At 65.2% G+C, this 16,831-nt stretch carries 15 protein-coding genes; 12 read left to right on the forward strand and 3 right to left on the reverse strand.

Translation table 11 applies throughout. The annotated features are described in order from the left end of the window. The first annotated feature begins 7 nt into the window (after positions 1–7). The 3 genes from VB672_RS04015 to lpxK are packed head-to-tail and all read left to right on the forward strand — an operon-like array spanning position 8 to position 3,041. Positions 8–742, forward strand: a complete 735-nt coding sequence (locus VB672_RS04015; protein WP_329782881.1) for a lysophospholipid acyltransferase family protein — start codon at positions 8–10, stop codon at positions 740–742. Further along, positions 739–2,028: a 3-deoxy-D-manno-octulosonic acid transferase gene (locus VB672_RS04020; RefSeq protein WP_329782882.1), complete on the forward strand. Its 1,290-nt coding sequence runs from the start codon at positions 739–741 to the stop codon at positions 2,026–2,028. The genes VB672_RS04015 and VB672_RS04020 overlap by 4 nt, the downstream gene beginning before the upstream one ends. Beyond that, positions 2,028–3,041 (forward strand): tetraacyldisaccharide 4'-kinase, encoded by a 1,014-nt coding sequence (gene lpxK / locus VB672_RS04025; protein WP_329782883.1) that lies wholly within the window; start codon positions 2,028–2,030, stop codon positions 3,039–3,041. The genes VB672_RS04020 and lpxK overlap by 1 nt, the downstream gene beginning before the upstream one ends. 9 nt (positions 3,042–3,050) lie before the next feature. Here lpxK and VB672_RS04030 read toward each other — a convergent pair whose 3' ends face one another. Further along, complete coding sequence (locus tag VB672_RS04030; protein ID WP_329782884.1) at positions 3,051–3,272, reverse strand: DUF2093 domain-containing protein; 222 nt, start codon at positions 3,270–3,272, stop codon at positions 3,051–3,053. 70 nt (positions 3,273–3,342) lie between these two features. Further along, the gene (gene xseA / locus VB672_RS04035) at positions 3,343–4,917 is read right to left on the reverse strand and encodes an exodeoxyribonuclease VII large subunit (RefSeq protein ID WP_329782885.1); all 1,575 of its coding nucleotides are present in this window, start codon (positions 4,915–4,917) and stop codon (positions 3,343–3,345) included. Positions 4,918–5,110: 193 nt separating this feature from the next. Between xseA and VB672_RS04040 the strand changes: the two genes are divergently transcribed. The 5 genes from VB672_RS04040 (at position 5,111) to VB672_RS04060 (ending at position 11,331) form a co-directional block, all read left to right on the forward strand. Then, positions 5,111–7,195 carry a cadherin domain-containing protein gene (locus tag VB672_RS04040; protein ID WP_329782886.1) on the forward strand — a complete coding sequence of 695 codons (2,085 nt, stop codon included), beginning with the start codon at positions 5,111–5,113 and terminating at the stop codon, positions 7,193–7,195. Positions 7,196–7,354: 159 nt separating this feature from the next. Continuing rightward, positions 7,355–8,659, forward strand: coding sequence for a phosphoribosylamine--glycine ligase (gene purD / locus VB672_RS04045; RefSeq protein ID WP_329782887.1), 1,305 nt, complete (start codon positions 7,355–7,357; stop codon positions 8,657–8,659). A gap of 121 nt (positions 8,660–8,780) precedes the next feature. Continuing rightward, positions 8,781–9,689, forward strand: a complete 909-nt coding sequence (locus VB672_RS04050; protein WP_329782888.1) for an alpha/beta fold hydrolase — start codon at positions 8,781–8,783, stop codon at positions 9,687–9,689. A 91-nt stretch (positions 9,690–9,780) separates the two neighbouring features. Then, positions 9,781–10,218, forward strand: coding sequence for a YsnF/AvaK domain-containing protein (locus VB672_RS04055; RefSeq protein ID WP_329782889.1), 438 nt, complete (start codon positions 9,781–9,783; stop codon positions 10,216–10,218). Between the two features lie 168 nt (positions 10,219–10,386). After that, entirely contained in the window at positions 10,387–11,331 is a 945-nt protein-coding gene (locus VB672_RS04060) for a YsnF/AvaK domain-containing protein (protein ID WP_329782890.1), read from the forward strand. Between the two features lie 57 nt (positions 11,332–11,388). Here VB672_RS04060 and VB672_RS04065 read toward each other — a convergent pair whose 3' ends face one another. Next, positions 11,389–11,868 carry a nucleoside deaminase gene (locus VB672_RS04065; RefSeq protein ID WP_329782891.1) on the reverse strand — a complete coding sequence of 160 codons (480 nt, stop codon included), beginning with the start codon at positions 11,866–11,868 and terminating at the stop codon, positions 11,389–11,391. Positions 11,869–11,922: 54 nt separating this feature from the next. On the opposite strand from VB672_RS04065, the gene VB672_RS04070 reads away from it, so the two are divergent. The 4 genes from VB672_RS04070 to mgrA all read left to right on the forward strand — a co-directional run bounded on the left by VB672_RS04070 (position 11,923) and on the right by mgrA (position 16,734). Continuing rightward, on the forward strand, positions 11,923–13,917 hold the full coding sequence (locus VB672_RS04070; protein WP_329782892.1) for a pseudouridine synthase: 1,995 nt from the start codon (positions 11,923–11,925) through the stop codon (positions 13,915–13,917). Between the two features lie 13 nt (positions 13,918–13,930). Continuing rightward, positions 13,931–14,488 carry a 16S rRNA (guanine(966)-N(2))-methyltransferase RsmD gene (gene rsmD / locus VB672_RS04075; RefSeq protein WP_329782893.1) on the forward strand — a complete coding sequence of 186 codons (558 nt, stop codon included), beginning with the start codon at positions 13,931–13,933 and terminating at the stop codon, positions 14,486–14,488. A 91-nt stretch (positions 14,489–14,579) separates the two neighbouring features. Continuing rightward, positions 14,580–15,623 carry a zinc-dependent alcohol dehydrogenase family protein gene (locus VB672_RS04080; RefSeq protein WP_329782894.1) on the forward strand — a complete coding sequence of 348 codons (1,044 nt, stop codon included), beginning with the start codon at positions 14,580–14,582 and terminating at the stop codon, positions 15,621–15,623. A 67-nt stretch (positions 15,624–15,690) separates the two neighbouring features. Next, entirely contained in the window at positions 15,691–16,734 is a 1,044-nt protein-coding gene (gene mgrA, locus VB672_RS04085) for an L-glyceraldehyde 3-phosphate reductase (protein ID WP_329782895.1), read from the forward strand. Positions 16,735–16,831: the final 97 nt, after the last annotated feature.

The following is a 16,831-nucleotide window of genomic DNA, read 5'->3' on the forward strand; positions in this document are numbered from 1 at the left end:
AGTCGCAATGGGTCTCGCAAAGCGCATCATCCGATCGCGGGCGGTCCAGGAAACCCTGGGCTTTCTTGTCGCGGGCTATCTCAAGTTCGTGCAGCGCACGAACCGGTTCGTCATGGAACCGGCGGATGCCTATGACCGGATCGAGATGCCCGTGATCGCCGCCATGTGGCACGGGCAGCACTTCATGATCCATTTCGCCAAGAGGCCGCAGGACCGCGCCGCCAGCCTCGTCTCCCGCTCGGGCGACGGGGAGTTCAACGCCATCGCGCTGCGCCATCTGGGAGTGCGGGCCATCCGCGGCTCCGGCGCGCGCGGCCGCGACATCCGCAAGAAGGGCGGCGCTCAGGCCATGCGGGCTATGCTGAGGGCCTTGAGCGACGGCGAGATGGTGGTGATGACGGCCGACATCCCCAAGATTTCGCGGATCTGCGGCCAAGGCATCGTTACTCTCGCTCAGCTGTCCGGCCGTCCCATCGTGCCCGTGGCCGTGGTCACGAGCCGCCGCATCGATTTCGACAGCTGGGACAAGGCCAGCATCGGTCTGCCCTTCGGCCGCGGAGCGATGGTGCTCGGAGATCAGATCCACGTGCCGCGGGACGCGGACGAACGGACATTGGAAGCCTTGAGAACAAGGGTCGAGCGGGAGCTCGACCGTGTACACGAGCAAGCCTATGCCCTCGTCGGGTCTCGGGATCCGGGTGCCAAGACTGGTCCCCTGCTCATGGGAGGCTCCCGGGCATGAGCTTCCCGATCATCTTCAAGACTTACCGTGCCCTGGTGTCCGTCATGGAGCCGGCCGTGCTCGGTCTCCTCTATTGGCGCCGGCACAAGGGGCGCGAGGACAGAACGCGGCTCGGGGAGCGTCAGGGGCATCCGAGCCGACAGCGGCCTAAAGGCCATCTGATCTGGGTTCACGGTGCCAGCATCGGCGAGACTCTGTCCCTGCTGCCCATCGTGGAGCGAATGACCCAGCGCGGCCTTGCGGTCCTCGTGACGTCGGGCACGAAGACGTCCGCCTCTCTGATCGCCCGGCGCCTTCCGCCAGGTGCGATCCACCAGTTTGTTCCGCTCGATGTGCCACGTTATATAAAGCGCTTTCTGGAGCACTGGCAGCCCGACCTCGCCCTGATCGCGGAATCCGAAATTTGGCCGAACACGATCATGGCGCTGTCGGAACGCGAGATCCCGCTCGTCATGGTCAACGGCCGCATGTCGGATCGATCGTATCGGCGCTGGCAGAAGATGCCGGGGATCATCAGAGGCCTTCTCGAGCGGTTTGCCCTCTGCCTTGCCCAGACGGCCGAAGATGCCGAGCGGCTGGCGCGGCTCGGCGCCCCTCGGGTGATCGTGACGGGCAACATCAAGTTCGACGCCGCTCCTCCGCCGGCCGATCCGCGGGTGGTCGCGCATCTGTCGGGGCTGATCGCGGGACGTCCGGTCTGGCTTGCCGCCAGCACGCATCACGGCGAGGAAAGTGCAATCATCGCCGTGCACCGCGCCTTGACCAAGCGTTACCCTCACCTGCTCACCATCATCGCCCCACGGCATCCTCATCGTGGGCCGGAGGTTGCCGGCCTCGCCGGGCAGGCCGGATTGCGGGCGAGCCGGCGCTCCGAGGGCATTCACCCCGACCGGGCGACGGACGTCTATGTGATCGACACGATCGGCGAGATGGGCTTGTTCTACCGCCTCTCTCCGATTGTCCTCATGGGAGGCACTCTGGTGCCCATCGGCGGACATAATCCGATCGAGCCGGCCAAGCTGGGTGCGGCCATCCTGCATGGCCCCCATGTTCATACCGCGGCCGAGATCTATGAGGCCCTCGACCGGTCGCGGGGCGCCGTGATGGTGAAGGACAGCGCCACCCTGGCACGGGCCGTCAACGAAATGCTGAACAACGTGGCCCTCACGCGCGACATGGCCCGCAAGGCGGGAGAGGCCGTGCAGGCCCTCGGCGGCGCCGTGGACCGGACCATGCAATCGGTCGAGCCCTTCATCGTGCAGGCGAAGCTGGGAGCGCGCCGCTGATGCGCGCACCGCGCTTCTGGTGGGAGCCCTCCCTCTCGTTCCAGGCCAGGCTGCTGCGCCCGGCTGGCGCTCTCTATACCTCCATCGCGGCGCGTCGGATGCGGCGGCACGGAGAGAGGGCGGATCTTCCTGTCGTCTGCATCGGGAATTTCACCGCGGGTGGCGCCGGCAAGACGCCGACGGCCGCTGCCGTCGCAAGGCTCCTCAATGCCGCGGGCGAGAGTCCGGCGTTTCTGTCACGGGGCTATGGCGGCTCCCTACGCGGCCCGGCACAGGTCCGGGCGGACCACACGGCCTTCGACGTGGGCGATGAACCCATCTTGCTCTCCGGCATAGCGCCGACCATGGTGTCCAGCGACCGCCCTGCCGGAGCGCGGTTGGCTTACGAGATCGGAGCAACGGTCGTCGTCATGGATGATGGGCTCCAGAATCCCTCCCTGATCAAGGATTGCGCCATCGCGGTCGTGGACGGGACGACCGGGATCGGGAACGGCTTGCCTCTGCCTGCAGGGCCGCTGCGCGCACCCATGGCGTGGCAGTGGCCCAAGGTCGATGCGGTCATCGTTATCGGCCAGGGGGCGCCGGGGCGGCGGATTGCCGAGGAGGCGGAACGGCGCGACAAGCGCGTGTTCGAAGCCACCCTCGAGCCGGCCCTGGAGGCCGCCAAGTTCCTCAAAGGCAAAAGAGTGCTGGCCTTTGCGGGCATCGGGCGGCCCGAAAAATTCTTCGAGACCCTGCGCGCCTGCGGCGCCGTTGTCGAAGCCGCCCGTTCGTTTCCCGACCACCATCGCTATAAGGCGGCCGAACTGACGGCACTGCGCCGTGAGGCGGCGGCACGCGGGCTTCAGGCCGTGACGACGGAAAAGGATCTTGCCCGGGTGGCTGCGGTGAGGAATGCCGAGCCTTGGGCGGACCTGATGGTCTTGCCGGTGCGGCTTCGGATCGAGAACGAGGCGGGCCTGCGCAACCTGCTCCTGCGCCGCATCAACGAAAGGCGGCTGCATGTCGCCTGAGGGGCGGTGCTATTTCCGGGGCGCAATCCCGCCGGTGATGCGCGTCATCACGGCCTCAGGCGACGCATAGGCCTCCTGCCGCTCGACGCTCCAGTATTTCAGCTCTTCGAGGGGGATCTCGACGCCCGTCACTGCGCAGCGCACATAGGCCCCCGGCTTCACGATCCGGAGATTGCTGTCGAGATATTGCACGACGGCTTCGCCGCCGCTGCGTTCGATCTTGTTCAACATCGATGACATCAAGGAATGCGTTGCGCCTTCTTCCACTTAAGCAGGCTCGACGACGATTTCCACTCCTCAATCAGAACAAGGCACCCTGCTCCTCCGCCACGACGAGCTTCGGCTTGGCCACCCGCGGTCTCGTGCCGATCCGTCCTCCGGTCGCGTCCGCCTTGCCATCGGCGAATTCGAGCACGAGAGCTTGGCCGTCCAGAACCGCATCCGCCGAATTGAGCGGCTGCCCGTCCGCATCGCGGACGAGGGCGAAGCCGCGCTTGAGCACGGACTTGTAGTTCAGGCTATCGAAGAGCTTGGACACGGCCTCCAGCCTGTCGGCCTTGCGGGCGATCTGGCCCTGCAGTGCCGGCCCGAGGCGCTCGGCAACCCGCTGCGCAAGTTCATGAGACTGAGCAAGACGGGCACGCTCGGCACGCAGCAGCGTCTCCCGGGACACCACCAGGCGGCGGCCGATCTGCTTCAGGCTCTCCTCGCGCAGCAGGACGGAGCGGCAGACCGCGTTGTAGGGGCGCGGCCCCACCGCATCGAGCCTTGCGCGCATGCGGGCGACGTTGGCCACCGGCGAGACATGGGCGAGCTGGCGCGCCACCTTGAGCAGCCGCTCCTCATGGCCGCGGGCGTTGCGGGCCAGCGCCGGATAGAGCTTGGTGGCGGCAAGATCGAGCCGCTGGCGCTTGGGCGAGACCAGGGCCTCGGGGGTCGGCAGGGCCCGGGCCGTGGCGCGCAGATCCGACCGGCGGCGCTCCACGAAGCGAAGGGCCGCCTCCACATGGCGCCGGGAAAGGTCGTTCACGGCGGCCATGAGCTCGACCCGCACCGGCACCACCATCTCGGCGGCCCCCGTGGGCGTCGGGGCCCGCATGTCGGCCACATGGTCGATGAGGGTCCAATCGGTCTCGTGGCCGACCGCCGAGACGAGCGGGATGCCGCTCTCGGCCGCCGCCCTCACCACGATCTCCTCGTTGAAGCCCCACAGATCCTCGATGGATCCGCCCCCGCGGGCGACGATCAGCACGTCCGGCCGCGGGATCCGACCGCCGGGTTCCAGCGCATTGAAGCCCCGGATGGCGGCCGCCACCTCCACCGCGCAGGTCTCGCCCTGCACGCGCACGGGCCAGACCAGCACCCGGCGCGGGAAACGGTCCTCCAGCCGGTGAAGGATGTCGCGGATCACCGCGCCGGTCGGCGACGTGACGACGCCGATCACCTGCGGCAGGAAGGGTAGCCGGCGCTTGCGCTCCTGGGCGAACAGCCCTTCCGCATTGAGCTTGCGGCGGCGCTCCTCGAGCAGCGCCATGAGCGCTCCGATGCCGGCGGGCTCAAGCGTCTCGATGACGATCTGGTACTTGGACGAGCCCGGAAAGGTAGTGATACGCCCGGTGGCGATGACCTCCATCCCCTCCTCGGGGCGGATCCTGAGCTTGGCGAATGCCCCTTTCCAAATGACCGCATCGATGCGGGCATTCTGGTCCTTCAGGCAGAAATAGGCATGCCCCGATGAATGCGGGCCCCGGTAGCCCGACACCTCGCCCCGCAGGCGCACGTGGCCGAACGCATCTTCCAGGGTGCGCTTGAGGGCGCCCGCCAGATCGGACACCGACCATTCGGGAGCATTCGAGGGAGCTTTTGCTGCGAACATGACGAGAACCTAATCCCCCTGCCCCAGGTCTGCCAAGGGTCCGAAACGCACTGCGCACAGCCTTCCGGTCGCAGGCTCATGTGCGGTTTCGCACGTAACGGTCGTTACAGGCATCCTCTTTGCGCGCTCCGATGGAACTTACTTTACGAAATAACATTGCCGTCATGTTTTGTAGCAACAAGGGGAGCCAATCATGGCCATCGATTTACGCTATACCATCGAGGATCAACGGACCGGCACTCAGAATTTCACGCCAACTTCCGAAGCGAATGTCTATGTCCTGGTGAAAGAGTCGGGCAGCGTCACCGCCTCTGATAGAGGGATCCTTATCGTCAATTCATCGAGATATACCGAGGTCACGGTCAACGGGTCCGTTTCCAGCACCGGCAGTGAAGCCGTTTCCATTTCCAGCGGCAAGATGATCGTCGGCGCAACAGGACGGGTCAGTGGCGATACTGGCTTCTATTACGCCATGTCGGCGACCGTCGAAAACCATCGCTCGATCATTGGTTCTATCGACGCCATCGAGGGCTCGGGAGCCCTGACCGTTGTGAACATGAACAATGGAATCATTCACGGCGATCGCTTCGGGATCCATCACAATTACATCCAGGACTATCACTTCGGTCCGCTCAACATCACGAACGAAGGCACGATCTCGGGCGGGTTCCACGCCATTGCGAGCGCAATGAGCGATGACATCGTCATCAACAAGGATACCCTGACAAGCAATGGTCCCATGACGGTCGACTTGGGCGGAGGAAAGGACCTCTACGACAGCAGCCAAGGCGGCAAAGCCTCCGGGTCGATCGAACTCGGACAAGGCAACGACACGGCCCTTGGGGGCACGGCCGACGACTACTTCCGAGGTGGCGAAGGCGAGGACCTGCTTGTCGCAGGTGGAGGCTTCAATCTCCTGCTTGGAGGCGCCGGAAGGGACACACTGGATGGAAGCGACGGGACGAGCATCGCCTCCTACGAGAATGCGTCGAGCGGTCTGACGGTTCACATGGCCCATAAGGACCAGAACACCGGAGACGCCGCGGGAGATCACTTCATCAACATCGCCGGCATCCTGGGCTCCCCTTTCAACGATACGATCATGGGGAACGACGACGGGAACGATCTGCGCGGCGGATACGGGGCAGATTCCATTCTAGGCGGGGAAGGAGCGGACTCACTGACCGGCGGCAGGGGTGACGACACCCTCTTAGGCGGACAAGGCAATGATACGCTCGTCGGCGGCGGGGACGGCTTTAACGACTCCCACTTCAACGCCGCCGTCTACACGAAGGGCAAATCCAACTACACGATCACGCGCGATCAAAGCGGTGTCATCTTCGTCGAGGACAAGACCGGCGCGGAAGGCAAGGATACGCTCAAGCATATCAAGACGCTCAAATTTGCAGACGGTACGGTCGGGACCAACACGGCTCCCGATTCCATCACCATCTCGAACACGAGCGTCGCCGAAAACACGCTCGTGAACACCATCGTGGCGGATCTGTCCGCGCATGATGCCGACGGCGACGCCGTTACGTTCAGAATCTCGGATTACCACGGCTACTTCAACATCGACGGCAACCATCTGATCTTGATCAAGGCGCTCGACTACGAGACGCAGCGTCGTCAGCACACGATCACCATCGAAGCGGTCGATGCCTTTGGCGGGATAACGTCCAAAAAGGTGACGATCAACATCACGGATGTGAACGACACAGCCGGCGATCCTGGCGGTCCCACCCAGCCTACGGGTCCTTCCAATCCCACAGAACCAGCCAATCCTCTCGTTCTGATCGGCACCCCGAAACGGGATTCCCTCAGCGGCCGGGACGGCAACGACGTGATCAAGGGCCTTGCGAACAAGGACACGTTGCACGGCAACGGCGGCAACGACATGCTCTATGGAGGGCTCGGCAACGACGTGCTCACCGGCGGAGCGGGACAGGATGTGTTCGTGTTCGACAAGAAGCTGTCCAAGACCAATGCCCTGAACAAGAAGCAGAACAGCGACAAGATCACCGATTTCTCCGTGATCGACGACACGATCTGGCTTTCGAAAGGGGCCTTCAAGGGCCTTACCAAGAAGGGTGTGCTGGCCAAGAAGGAGTTCCACATCGGCGCCAAGGCGCACGACGGCAACGATCACGTCATCTACAACAAGAAGACAGGAGCCCTGTCCTACGACGCCGACGGCAAGGGGGGCAAGGAAGCCATCCAGATTGCCACGTTATCCAGGGATCTCAAGCTGACCGAGACGGACTTCTTCGTCCTTTGAGGCTCGCCCAGCTCTCGCGTCGACGGATCTCGGGTGTTTCCCGGGGTCCGTCCCCGCAAGGGAGCGCGAGGGATGGTTGAGAATGTCGGCGAGACGATGCCCAGTTGAAGGCGAGCCTCCGTCCGGTTAAGAGCAGCCTGTCACAGCAAGGCGGCAGGCATGAACATCCTTCTCATCGGATCGGGCGGACGCGAGCACGCATTGGCCAGGAGCCTCGCAGCGAGCCCTCTCTGCGACAAGCTTCTCGTCGCCCCCGGCAATCCCGGCACGGCGCAGCACGGCACCAATGTGGTGCTCGATGTGACGGACCATCGGGCTGTGATCGATCTGTGCCGGGTGATGCAGGTCGGCTTCGTCGTGGTCGGACCGGAGGCCCCCCTGGTGGCCGGTCTCGTGGACGATCTCACGGCTGCAGGCATCAAGGCCTTCGGGCCGAGCAGGGCCGCCGCCCAGCTCGAAGGCTCGAAGGCCTTCACCAAGGATCTCTGCGCGGAGTTCAACATCCCCACCGCTGCCTACAGGCGCTTCACCGACGCGGACGCAGCCAAAACCTACATTCGCAATTACGGGGTGCCGATCGTGGTGAAGGCGGACGGGCTTGCCGCCGGCAAGGGGGTGGTCGTGGCCACGTCCTTCGAAGAGGCCGAGGAAGCCATCGATATGATGATCGGCGGCGGTTTGGGCGCGGCCGGAGCCGAGGTGGTGATCGAGGCTTTCCTCGAGGGCGAGGAAGCGAGCTTCTTCGCGCTCTGCGACGGCACGCACGCGATCCCCTTCGGCACGGCGCAGGACCACAAGCGCGTCTTCGACGGCGACAAGGGACCCAACACCGGCGGCATGGGAGCCTATTCGCCGGCAGCCGTGATGACGCCCGAGCTTCAGGCCCGCGCCATGCGCGAGATCATCGAGCCGACGCTGGCCGGCATGAAGGCACGCGGCACGCCCTATACCGGCATCCTTTATGCGGGATTGATGCTCACCAAGGACGGCCCTCAGCTCATCGAGTACAATGCCCGGCTTGGCGATCCCGAGACCCAGGTCCTGCTGCCGCGCCTGAAATCCGATCTGGTGACGGCGCTGCTCGCCGCCTGCGACGGTGTGCTGAACAGCATCTCGCTGCAATGGTCCGAACAGGCGGCGCTCACCGTCGTCATGGCGGCTCAAGGCTACCCGGGTGCGGTCGAGAAGGGCTCGACCATCAGCGGCATCGACAAGGCTGAAGAGCTTGACGACGTCATCGTCTTTCACGCGGGCACGAAACGCGACGGCGACAGGATCGTTGCCAATGGCGGACGCGTGCTCAACGTCACGGCGTTGGGCCGCACGATCTCCGACGCGCAAAGGAAGGCCTATGAAGCGGTTGCCAGGATCGAATGGCCGGAGGGCTTCTGCCGCAAGGACATCGGCTGGCGCGCGGTCGAACGCGAGCGGAGCGGAGTGACGCCTGATTCCATTGGAGGATGACGAAACGGAAGTTTCTCCACTGATAGTTGTAACTCTTTTTTTTCCTAAGTTGCCTCATCCCTTTCGCAGGAGAATGCTCTAGCTTCTCAGCATTCTTTTTTGCAACCAGCGAGCGGCATCCATGAGCGACGATCTCTTTCCCGATTTCGAAAGCCACTGGATCGACACGGAGGTCGGGCGCATCTTCGCGCGCTCGAAAGGCAGCGGAAAACCGCTCGTCCTGCTGCACGGTTTTCCTCAAACGCATGCCATGTGGCACCACCTCGCGCCGGCATTGGCCGAGACCCACAAGGTCGTCTGCATGGATCTGCGCGGCTATGGCTGGTCCGTTGCACCCAAGGGCGATCCGAAGCACGAGACCTATTCCAAACGCGCCATGGGTCGAGACGTCGTCCAAGTGATGGAGGCGCTCGGGCATGTGCATTTCGCCGTGGCTGGACACGATCGCGGAGCCCGCGTGGCCTACCGGCTCGCGCTCGACCATCCCGGTCGGGTGGAGCGGCTCGCCCTTCTCGACATCCTGCCGACCTACCATGTGTGGGAGCAGATGCATGCTGGAACGATTCCGGAAGTCCACTGGGGTTATCTCTCACAAGCCTATCCAAAGCCGGAAGAAGAGATCGGGCGCGACCCGATCCCCTATTTCGAGGGCCTGATGCGGCAATGGTCGGCCGCGGGCGATCTCAGCGCCTTCGACCCTCGCGCACTGCACGCCTATTGGCAGAGCTGCAACGAACCCGGCCGCATCCATGCCTTCTGCGAGGATTATCGGGCCGGTGCCACCCGGGACGTCGAGGCTGACGAAGCGGACCTTGCCGCCGGCAAGACGATCCAGTGCCCGACCTATGTGGTCTGGAGCGATTATTATCTCGTCAGCGGCCCTGTCGGCGACAGGCAGCAGCCGCTCGAAATCTGGCACAAGAGTTTCGCTCCTGGAGCGACCGGCATCGGTGTGACATCAGGACACTTCGTAGCGGAAGAAAATCCAAGCGCGACCTTGGAAGCCCTGCAGGGCTTCCTGCAGAGCTAGGACCTTCTGCGCCGCATCGGTCATTCGTGCTGTTGCCTGAGGAACCTGTCTGATCGGCGGCACGTTCACCGGTCCAGACAGGTCCATTTTCATGACAAACCTTAAAGCTGATCCGCTTGATGTGCGGGATGTGTCTTCGGAAACCGAGGTCATTCCTCTTGTGGAAGAGGAAGTGCGCCTCGACAAGCGTACGGTGACCACGGGCCGAGTGCGTGTCCGCACCACGACTGAAGTCGAGACGGAGCTGGCGAAGGCCACGCTCGATGGAGAAACCGTCGAAGTGACGCGGGTTCCCATTGACCGCATGGTCGATCGGGCACCGGATATCCGCACCGAGGGCGATGTGACGATCATCCCTGTTCTTGAGGAAGTTCTGGTCGTCGAGAAGCGGCTCGTCCTCAAGGAGGAGCTGCACGTGCGCAAAAGGACGACGACGGAAGCTGTCGAAGTTCCGGTCGAGCTTCGCAAGCAGCGAGCCATCGTTGAGCATATCCCGGTCGACGATGATGAAACGAACAACGGCACGTGAATTGTCGCGTGTTTGTGCATGCTGCGGGGAACGAAGTCGGCAGAGACGCTATTGGTAGGTCAGTGCGCCGGTTCCGCGATCTTCTGCTGACGCGGCAACGGCTCCTCGAAAGACCTGTCGCTTAACAGTCGCGCTGCATCCTCTGCGTGCTTTCTGGAGATTTTTGCCATGGCTAAAACTGTAACCTGCCTGTTCGGCAGCGACTCTCAAGCTTCCGCTATTGTCCGCGAGCTCGAGCAATCCGGGATCTCGCAGGGCAAGATCTGCCTGTTCAGCAATTCAGGTGACAATCGGTTCTGGGATGGAACCAGCAGCTTCGACGAAAGCTCTGGCGGGGCGCATCACGATCGGGTCGAGCATTATCTCACCAGCAACGGCGTGCCTCGCGACGACGCTCACGCCTATGCCGAGGGCGTCCGCCGTGGCCACGCTCTGATTGCGGTGCGCTGCGACGACGATGAGGTCGATCGCGTCGTCGACATTCTCGACAACGACAACGTCCTCGATCTCGATGAGCGGCAGAATGCGTGGCGTTCGGAAGGGTGGAGCGATTACGGCTCCGGCGTCACCGATATCGGTACCGGAAGCGCGACGACATCCGCCGGCATGATGGGAAGCGCAGGCCTCCCGAGCGGCGGCGACATGCGCGACCGTGACAGAATGGAAGACGATCGCCTCTATGCCCAGGATCGCAGCACCGGCCGCGACGAGGTCATTCCCGTGGCCGAGGAAGAGCTGCACGTGGGCAAGCGCGAAGTCAGCCACGGCCGCGTGCGCATCCGCTCTCATGTGATCGAGCGCCCCGTCCAGGAGCAGGTGACCCTCTCCGAGGAACGTGTAGCAGTGGAGCGCCGTCCGGTCGAAGGCTCCGTGCGCGCCGGGACCCTCAATGATGGCGATCTCTTCCGCGAGCGCACCATCGAGATGGAGGAACGGGCCGAGGAAGCGGTGGTCTCGAAGGAGGCCCGCGTGGTCGAGGAGGTCGTCGTGCGCAAGGAAGCCGACCAGCGCACCGAGACGATCTCCGACACGGTCCGCAAGACCGAAGTCGAGGTGGACGACGAGCGCGGCAATAGCGTTTCCCGCACCGGCACCACGGACACCAATCGCTAATTCATCATCGATGAAGACGGAAAGCCCAGAGCCATCTGCTCCGGGCTTTTCGCCCCCTCACCGTCTCCCTTCGAAAAACTCCTTCAGCAGAGCCGCCGCCTCCCTTTCCCGGATGCCTCCGTAGACCTCAGGCGCATGGTGACAGGTGGGCTGGTCGAAGAAGCGCACCCCGCTGTCGACCGCGCCGCCCTTCGGATCATAGGCCGCATAATAAACGCGCCGGATGCGGGCGAAGGAAATGGCAGCCGCGCACATGGTGCAGGGCTCAAGCGTGACGTAGAGGTCACAGCCGGAAAGCCGCTCGTCGTCCAAAGCCTCGCAGGCACGCCGGATGGCGAGCATCTCCGCATGGGCCGAGGGGTCGCGCAGTTCCCGCGGTCGGTTGCCCGCCATGGCGATGACCCGGCCGTCCTTGACGATGGCGGCTCCCACCGGCACCTCCCCGCGGGCGGCCGCGGCACGGGCCTCGTCGAAGGCCACGCTCAAGGGATCCAGCCGTCCCGGATCAAGCGGTTCCTGATTGGCGTTATCGGTCAATCGGCTCGTTCCTTAGTCCTCGCTTCTCTGGTCCTCCTCTGCTATCAGGCTCCCATGACCGACCGCAACGACGATAATCGCAAGGGCCGCTCCTCCGGACGCTCCGACCGCAGCCGCACTTCCGGGGACAAGCCCTTCCGCAAACCCCGCGAGGGGGGCGACCGCCCCTTCCGCGCCCGAGGTGACGACGACCGCCCGCGCAAGCCCCGTGAGGGCGGCGACAGACCATTTCGCAGCCGCGACGGCGATGAGCGGCCCCGCCGCTTCGAGAGCGGGGACAAGAAGTCCTTCCGCCCCCGTGGCGAGGGTGGCGACAAGCCTTTCCGCGGCCGGTCGGGCGACGAGCGCCCACGGCGCTTCGATCGCGCCTCGGAGGATCGTCCGCGGCGCACCCGCGAAGACCGCCCCGAGGTGCAGGCCGAGCCGCAGGAGCCCACCGAGGATCGGATCGCCAAGGTCATTGCCCGTGCCGGCATCGCATCCCGCCGCGATGCGGAGGTGCTGATCGCGGAGGGCCGCGTCACCCTCAACGGCAAGGTGCTGGAATCCCCGGCGGTCAACGTGACGCCGGCCGACAAGATCACGGTGGACGGCGAGCCCCTGCCCGCCAAGGAGCGCACGCGCCTGTGGCTCTTCCACAAGCCGCGTGGCCTCGTGACCACGGCCCGTGACCCGGAAGGCCGCCCGACCGTGTTCGAGAACCTGCCGGAGGACCTCCCCCGGGTTGTGGCGGTCGGCCGGCTCGACATCAACACGGAAGGCCTACTGCTGCTGACCAACGATGGCGGCCTTGCCCGCGTGATCGCCCATCCCGATACCGGCTGGCTGCGCCGCTACAAGGTGCGGGCCCATGGCGAGATCAATCAGGCGGATCTCGACCGCTTACGCGACGGCATCACCATCGACGGCATCGATTACGGCCCCATCGAGGCGCGTCTCGACCGGGTGCAGGGCGACAACGCGTGGATCACGATGGGTCTGCGCGAAGGCAAGAACCGCGAGATCAAGCGCATCCTCGAGCATATGGGCGTACAGGTGAACCGTCTGATCCGCATGTCCTTCGGCCCATTCCAGCTCGGCGATCTCGAGGTCGGCCTCGTGGAAGAGGTGCGCACCAAGGTGCTGAAGGATCAGCTCGGGGACGCGCTCGCGGCCGAAGCCGGCGTCGATTTCGAAAGCCCGGTGCGCGAGCCCATCGCCCCCTTCGGCTCCCCGAAGCAGCAGGACCGTGACGAGCGCAGCGAGCGTCCTGCCCGCTTCGGCCGCGACCGGGACGAAGATCGTCCGCGCCGCCGCCGCACCGATGATGAGCGGCCGTCGCGCGGCCGTGGTGCCGACCGTCTCGAGCGCGAGGACGAGGAGCCCAGGAAGCGCCCCTCCCGCCTCGATGTGAAGACGAGCGTGTGGCGCGCCGGCGAGACGGACGAGGATGCTCCGCGCCGGAAGGTTCCACGCCGCGGAGCCGATCCGAAGGAAGCGCGTGCGGCCAGCGCAGAGCGCGAGCGCGAGCGTGTCGGCGCGATCGCGTCGAGAGAAGGCCGCAAGGTCGTGGTGGAGCGCCTCGTGCGCCAGCCTCAGGACGAGGAAGCGCCTGCTCCGCGCAGGGGCCGTGGCGCTGCCGCTGGCGATCCTCGCCAGCGCCGCCGCGACGACCGCGATGCGGCTCCGGTCCGCCGCAGCCGCGAGGGGGGCGAACGCCCTTCGCGTCGGGATGACGAGCGGCCACGGCGTCCAGCCGGAGACCGGCCCTTCCGTGCGCGCTCCGAAGGAGCCGAGGATCGTCCTCGCAGGCCGCAAGGTGAGCGCCCGTTCCGCTCCCGCGAGGGAGGCGACGACCGTCCGCGCAAGCCGCAGGGCGATCGTCCTTTCCGCGCCCGCGGTGACGATGACCGTCCCCGTCGCGGGCCTCCGCGCGGGGATGCACCCTCGCGGGGCGGTCCGAGGGGCGGCGGCTTCAAGGGCGGTCCGAGAGGCGCATCCAAAGGTGGAGCCTCGAAGGGCGGCTTCAAAGGCGGTGGGTCCAAGGGCGGTCCGCGCGGCCGCCGTTGATGAGGGTTAAGCCATGAGAATCGTGGGCGGGCGCTGGCGCGGCCGCTCGCTCAAGGGGCCGAGTTCGGATGCGATCCGCCCGACCTCGGACCGCCTGCGCGAGACGCTCTTCAACATCCTCCAGCACGGCTATGACGACCCCATCGAGGGCGCACGCGTGCTCGATCTCTTCGCCGGCACCGGCGCCCTAGGGCTGGAGGCGCTCTCGCGCGGCGCAGCCTTCGCGCTCTTCGTGGACGACGGCGCGCAGTCCCGCGGCATCATCCGCGAGAACGTGGAAGCCCTCGGCGCCGGCGGCGCCACCCGCCTCTTCCGCCGCGACGCCACCCGCATGGGAGACGCCGCTCCCAACGCTCCCTTTTCGATTGTCTTCTGCGATCCGCCCTACGGCCGGGACCTGGCGCCCAAAGCCTTGCGCTCCTGTGCGGAGGGTGGCTGGCTCGCGCCCGATGCGTTGGTGATCGTGGAAGAGGCGCAGGGCACCGAGGTTGCGCTGCCGGAAGGTTTCGAGGAGATCGAGCGGCGGGATTATGGGGAGACCCAGGTGGTGTTCGGGCGGTATCGCGCCTAACGTTCTTCACCTTGCAGGCCCTCTGCAATTGTCCCCTCAGCGTCTGCCCGCTATACCGGCCCTCTCTCCTCCTGCGCACGGAAGGCCTCCCATGAAAGCGGTTCTCTTCGAGCAGTTCGGCCAGCCGCCGCGCGTGCAGAACGTGCCGGATCCGACACCGTCGGCGGAAGGCGTGGTGATCAAGGTGGAGGCCACGGGCCTGTGCCGGAGCGACTGGCATGGCTGGATGGGGCACGATCCCGACGTGGTGCTGCCGCATGTGCCGGGCCACGAACTTGCCGGTACGGTGCTTGCCACCGGGAGCCAAGTCACGCGCTGGAGGAAGGGTGACCGGGTCACGGTGCCGTTCGTCGGCGGCTGTGGCCATTGTCATGAATGCCATTCCGGCAACCACCAGGTCTGCGAGCAGCAGTTCCAGCCGGGCTTCACCGCCTGGGGCTCGTTTGCCGAATATGTGGCGGTCGATTACGCCGACACCAACCTCGTGGCGCTGCCGGAGGAACTCGACTTCGCCACCGCCGCGAGCCTCGGCTGCCGCTTTGTCACGTCGTTCCGCGCTATCGTCGACCAGGGCCGCGTGAAGCCCGGCGAATGGGTGGCCGTGCACGGCTGCGGCGGGGTGGGCCTGTCGGCGATCATGATCGCCACCGCCATGGGGGCGAATGTGATCGCCGTCGATCTCACGGACGAGAAGCTCGCATTCGCGGAAGCGATGGGCGCCGTGGCGACGGTGAACGCGCGCGACGGCAAGGACGTGGTCGGCGCCGTCCGGGAGATCACCAAGGGTGGCGCGCATGTGTCCATCGATGCGCTGGGCCATCCGGCGACCTGCTTCAATTCGATCGCCAATCTGCGCCGTCGCGGGCGACACGTGCAGGTCGGCCTGATGGTGGGAGAGCATGCCCGTGCATCGGTGCCGATGGCGCAGATCATCGCGCATGAGCTTGAGGTCTACGGCAGCCACGGCATGCAGGCCTTCCGCTACCAGGACATGATGGCCATGATCCGCACCGGCAAGCTCACGCCCCAGAAGCTCGTCGGCAAGCACATCAGCCTCGACGAAGCGCCCGCCGCGCTCATGGCCATGGACCGGTTCGAGGGCCTTGGCATCAGCGTCATCACGCGCTTTGCTTGAGCAACTGGATTTAGCGCCCGCACGACACAGGTATCAGCCTGTTGCAGAAAAGTCCCCGGAGGAATCAATGGCCTACCTGCCCGCCGAGAACCGCTACGACGAGATGATCTACAATCGGTGCGGCCGCAGCGGGCTGATGCTGCCGGCGATCTCGCTCGGCCTCTGGCACAATTTCGGCGAGGACAAGTCGGCGGCGACCGCGCGGGAGATCTGCCGGACGGCTTTCGATCTCGGCATCACGCATTTCGACCTCGCGAACAATTACGGCCCTCCCCCGGGCTCGGCCGAGACCCTGTTCGGCGAGATCCTGCGCAACGATTTCCACGGGCTGCGCGACGAGCTGGTGATCTCCACCAAGGCGGGCTACCGCATGTGGCCCGGCCCCTATGGCGAATGGGGCAGCCGCAAATATCTCCTCTCCAGCCTCGACCAGAGCCTCAAGCGTATGGGGCTCGACTATGTCGACATCTTCTATTCTCACCGCTTCGATCCGGACACGCCGCTCGAAGAGACCATGCTGGCGCTCGATTCCGCCGTACGGCAGGGGAAGGCGCTCTATGTCGGCCTGTCGTCCTACAACAGCCAGCGCACCCGCGAGGCGCTGGCCATCCTGCGCGAGCTCAAGACGCCCTGCATCATCCATCAGCCGAGCTATTCCATGCTCAATCGCTGGATCGAGGAGGATGGGCTGCTCGACACGCTCGACGACCTCGGCATGGGCTCGATCGTGTTCTCGCCCCTGGCGCAGGGCATGCTGACGACGAAATATCTCAACGGCATTCCGGAGGAGAGCCGCGCGGCCCAGGGCAAGTCCCTGCGCACAAGCTTCCTCAACGAGGACAACATCGCCCGCATCCGTGGTCTCAACGGTGTCGCCGAGCGGCGCGGTCAGACCCTGGCCCAGATGGCTCTCGCCTGGGTCCTGCGCGGCGGGCGCGTCACCTCGGCGCTCATCGGCGCGAGCCGCCCCGAGCAGGTGGTCGACTGTGTCGGGGCGCTCAAGAACCCGTCGTTCACGGCCGAGGAACTTGCCGAGATCGATCGGTACGCCGGCGAGGGCAACCTGAACATCTGGGCGGCCTCGGCCGAGCGGAAGGGCCCGTCCCGATGATGTACGGGAAAAGCCTTAGCATTTAGGCGAATACCTCTTAGGAGGGGCTTGAGAAGTCGGTTAACAAATGGTTAATGCAAAGCTTCATTGGCCATTT

The organism is Microvirga sp. CF3016 (assembly GCF_036314085.1).
GTDB lineage: Bacteria > Pseudomonadota > Alphaproteobacteria > Rhizobiales > Beijerinckiaceae > Microvirga.

What these genes read in the sequence shown, in the direction of transcription:
- VB672_RS04015 (WP_329782881.1), top strand. Translation starts at nt 8, where the DNA reads ATGGGTCTCGCAAAGCGCATCATCCGATCGCGGGCGGTCCAGGAAACC.
- VB672_RS04020 (WP_329782882.1), top strand. Translation starts at nt 739, where the DNA reads ATGAGCTTCCCGATCATCTTCAAGACTTACCGTGCCCTGGTGTCCGTC.
- lpxK (WP_329782883.1), top strand. Translation starts at nt 2,028, where the DNA reads ATGCGCGCACCGCGCTTCTGGTGGGAGCCCTCCCTCTCGTTCCAGGCC.
- VB672_RS04030 (WP_329782884.1), bottom strand. Translation starts at nt 3,272, where the DNA reads ATGTTGAACAAGATCGAACGCAGCGGCGGCGAAGCCGTCGTGCAATAT.
- xseA (WP_329782885.1), bottom strand. Translation starts at nt 4,917, where the DNA reads ATGTTCGCAGCAAAAGCTCCCTCGAATGCTCCCGAATGGTCGGTGTCC.
- VB672_RS04040 (WP_329782886.1), top strand. Translation starts at nt 5,111, where the DNA reads ATGGCCATCGATTTACGCTATACCATCGAGGATCAACGGACCGGCACT.
- purD (WP_329782887.1), top strand. Translation starts at nt 7,355, where the DNA reads ATGAACATCCTTCTCATCGGATCGGGCGGACGCGAGCACGCATTGGCC.
- VB672_RS04050 (WP_329782888.1), top strand. Translation starts at nt 8,781, where the DNA reads ATGAGCGACGATCTCTTTCCCGATTTCGAAAGCCACTGGATCGACACG.
- VB672_RS04055 (WP_329782889.1), top strand. Translation starts at nt 9,781, where the DNA reads ATGACAAACCTTAAAGCTGATCCGCTTGATGTGCGGGATGTGTCTTCG.
- VB672_RS04060 (WP_329782890.1), top strand. Translation starts at nt 10,387, where the DNA reads ATGGCTAAAACTGTAACCTGCCTGTTCGGCAGCGACTCTCAAGCTTCC.
- VB672_RS04070 (WP_329782892.1), top strand. Translation starts at nt 11,923, where the DNA reads ATGACCGACCGCAACGACGATAATCGCAAGGGCCGCTCCTCCGGACGC.
- rsmD (WP_329782893.1), top strand. Translation starts at nt 13,931, where the DNA reads ATGAGAATCGTGGGCGGGCGCTGGCGCGGCCGCTCGCTCAAGGGGCCG.
- VB672_RS04080 (WP_329782894.1), top strand. Translation starts at nt 14,580, where the DNA reads ATGAAAGCGGTTCTCTTCGAGCAGTTCGGCCAGCCGCCGCGCGTGCAG.
- mgrA (WP_329782895.1), top strand. Translation starts at nt 15,691, where the DNA reads ATGGCCTACCTGCCCGCCGAGAACCGCTACGACGAGATGATCTACAAT.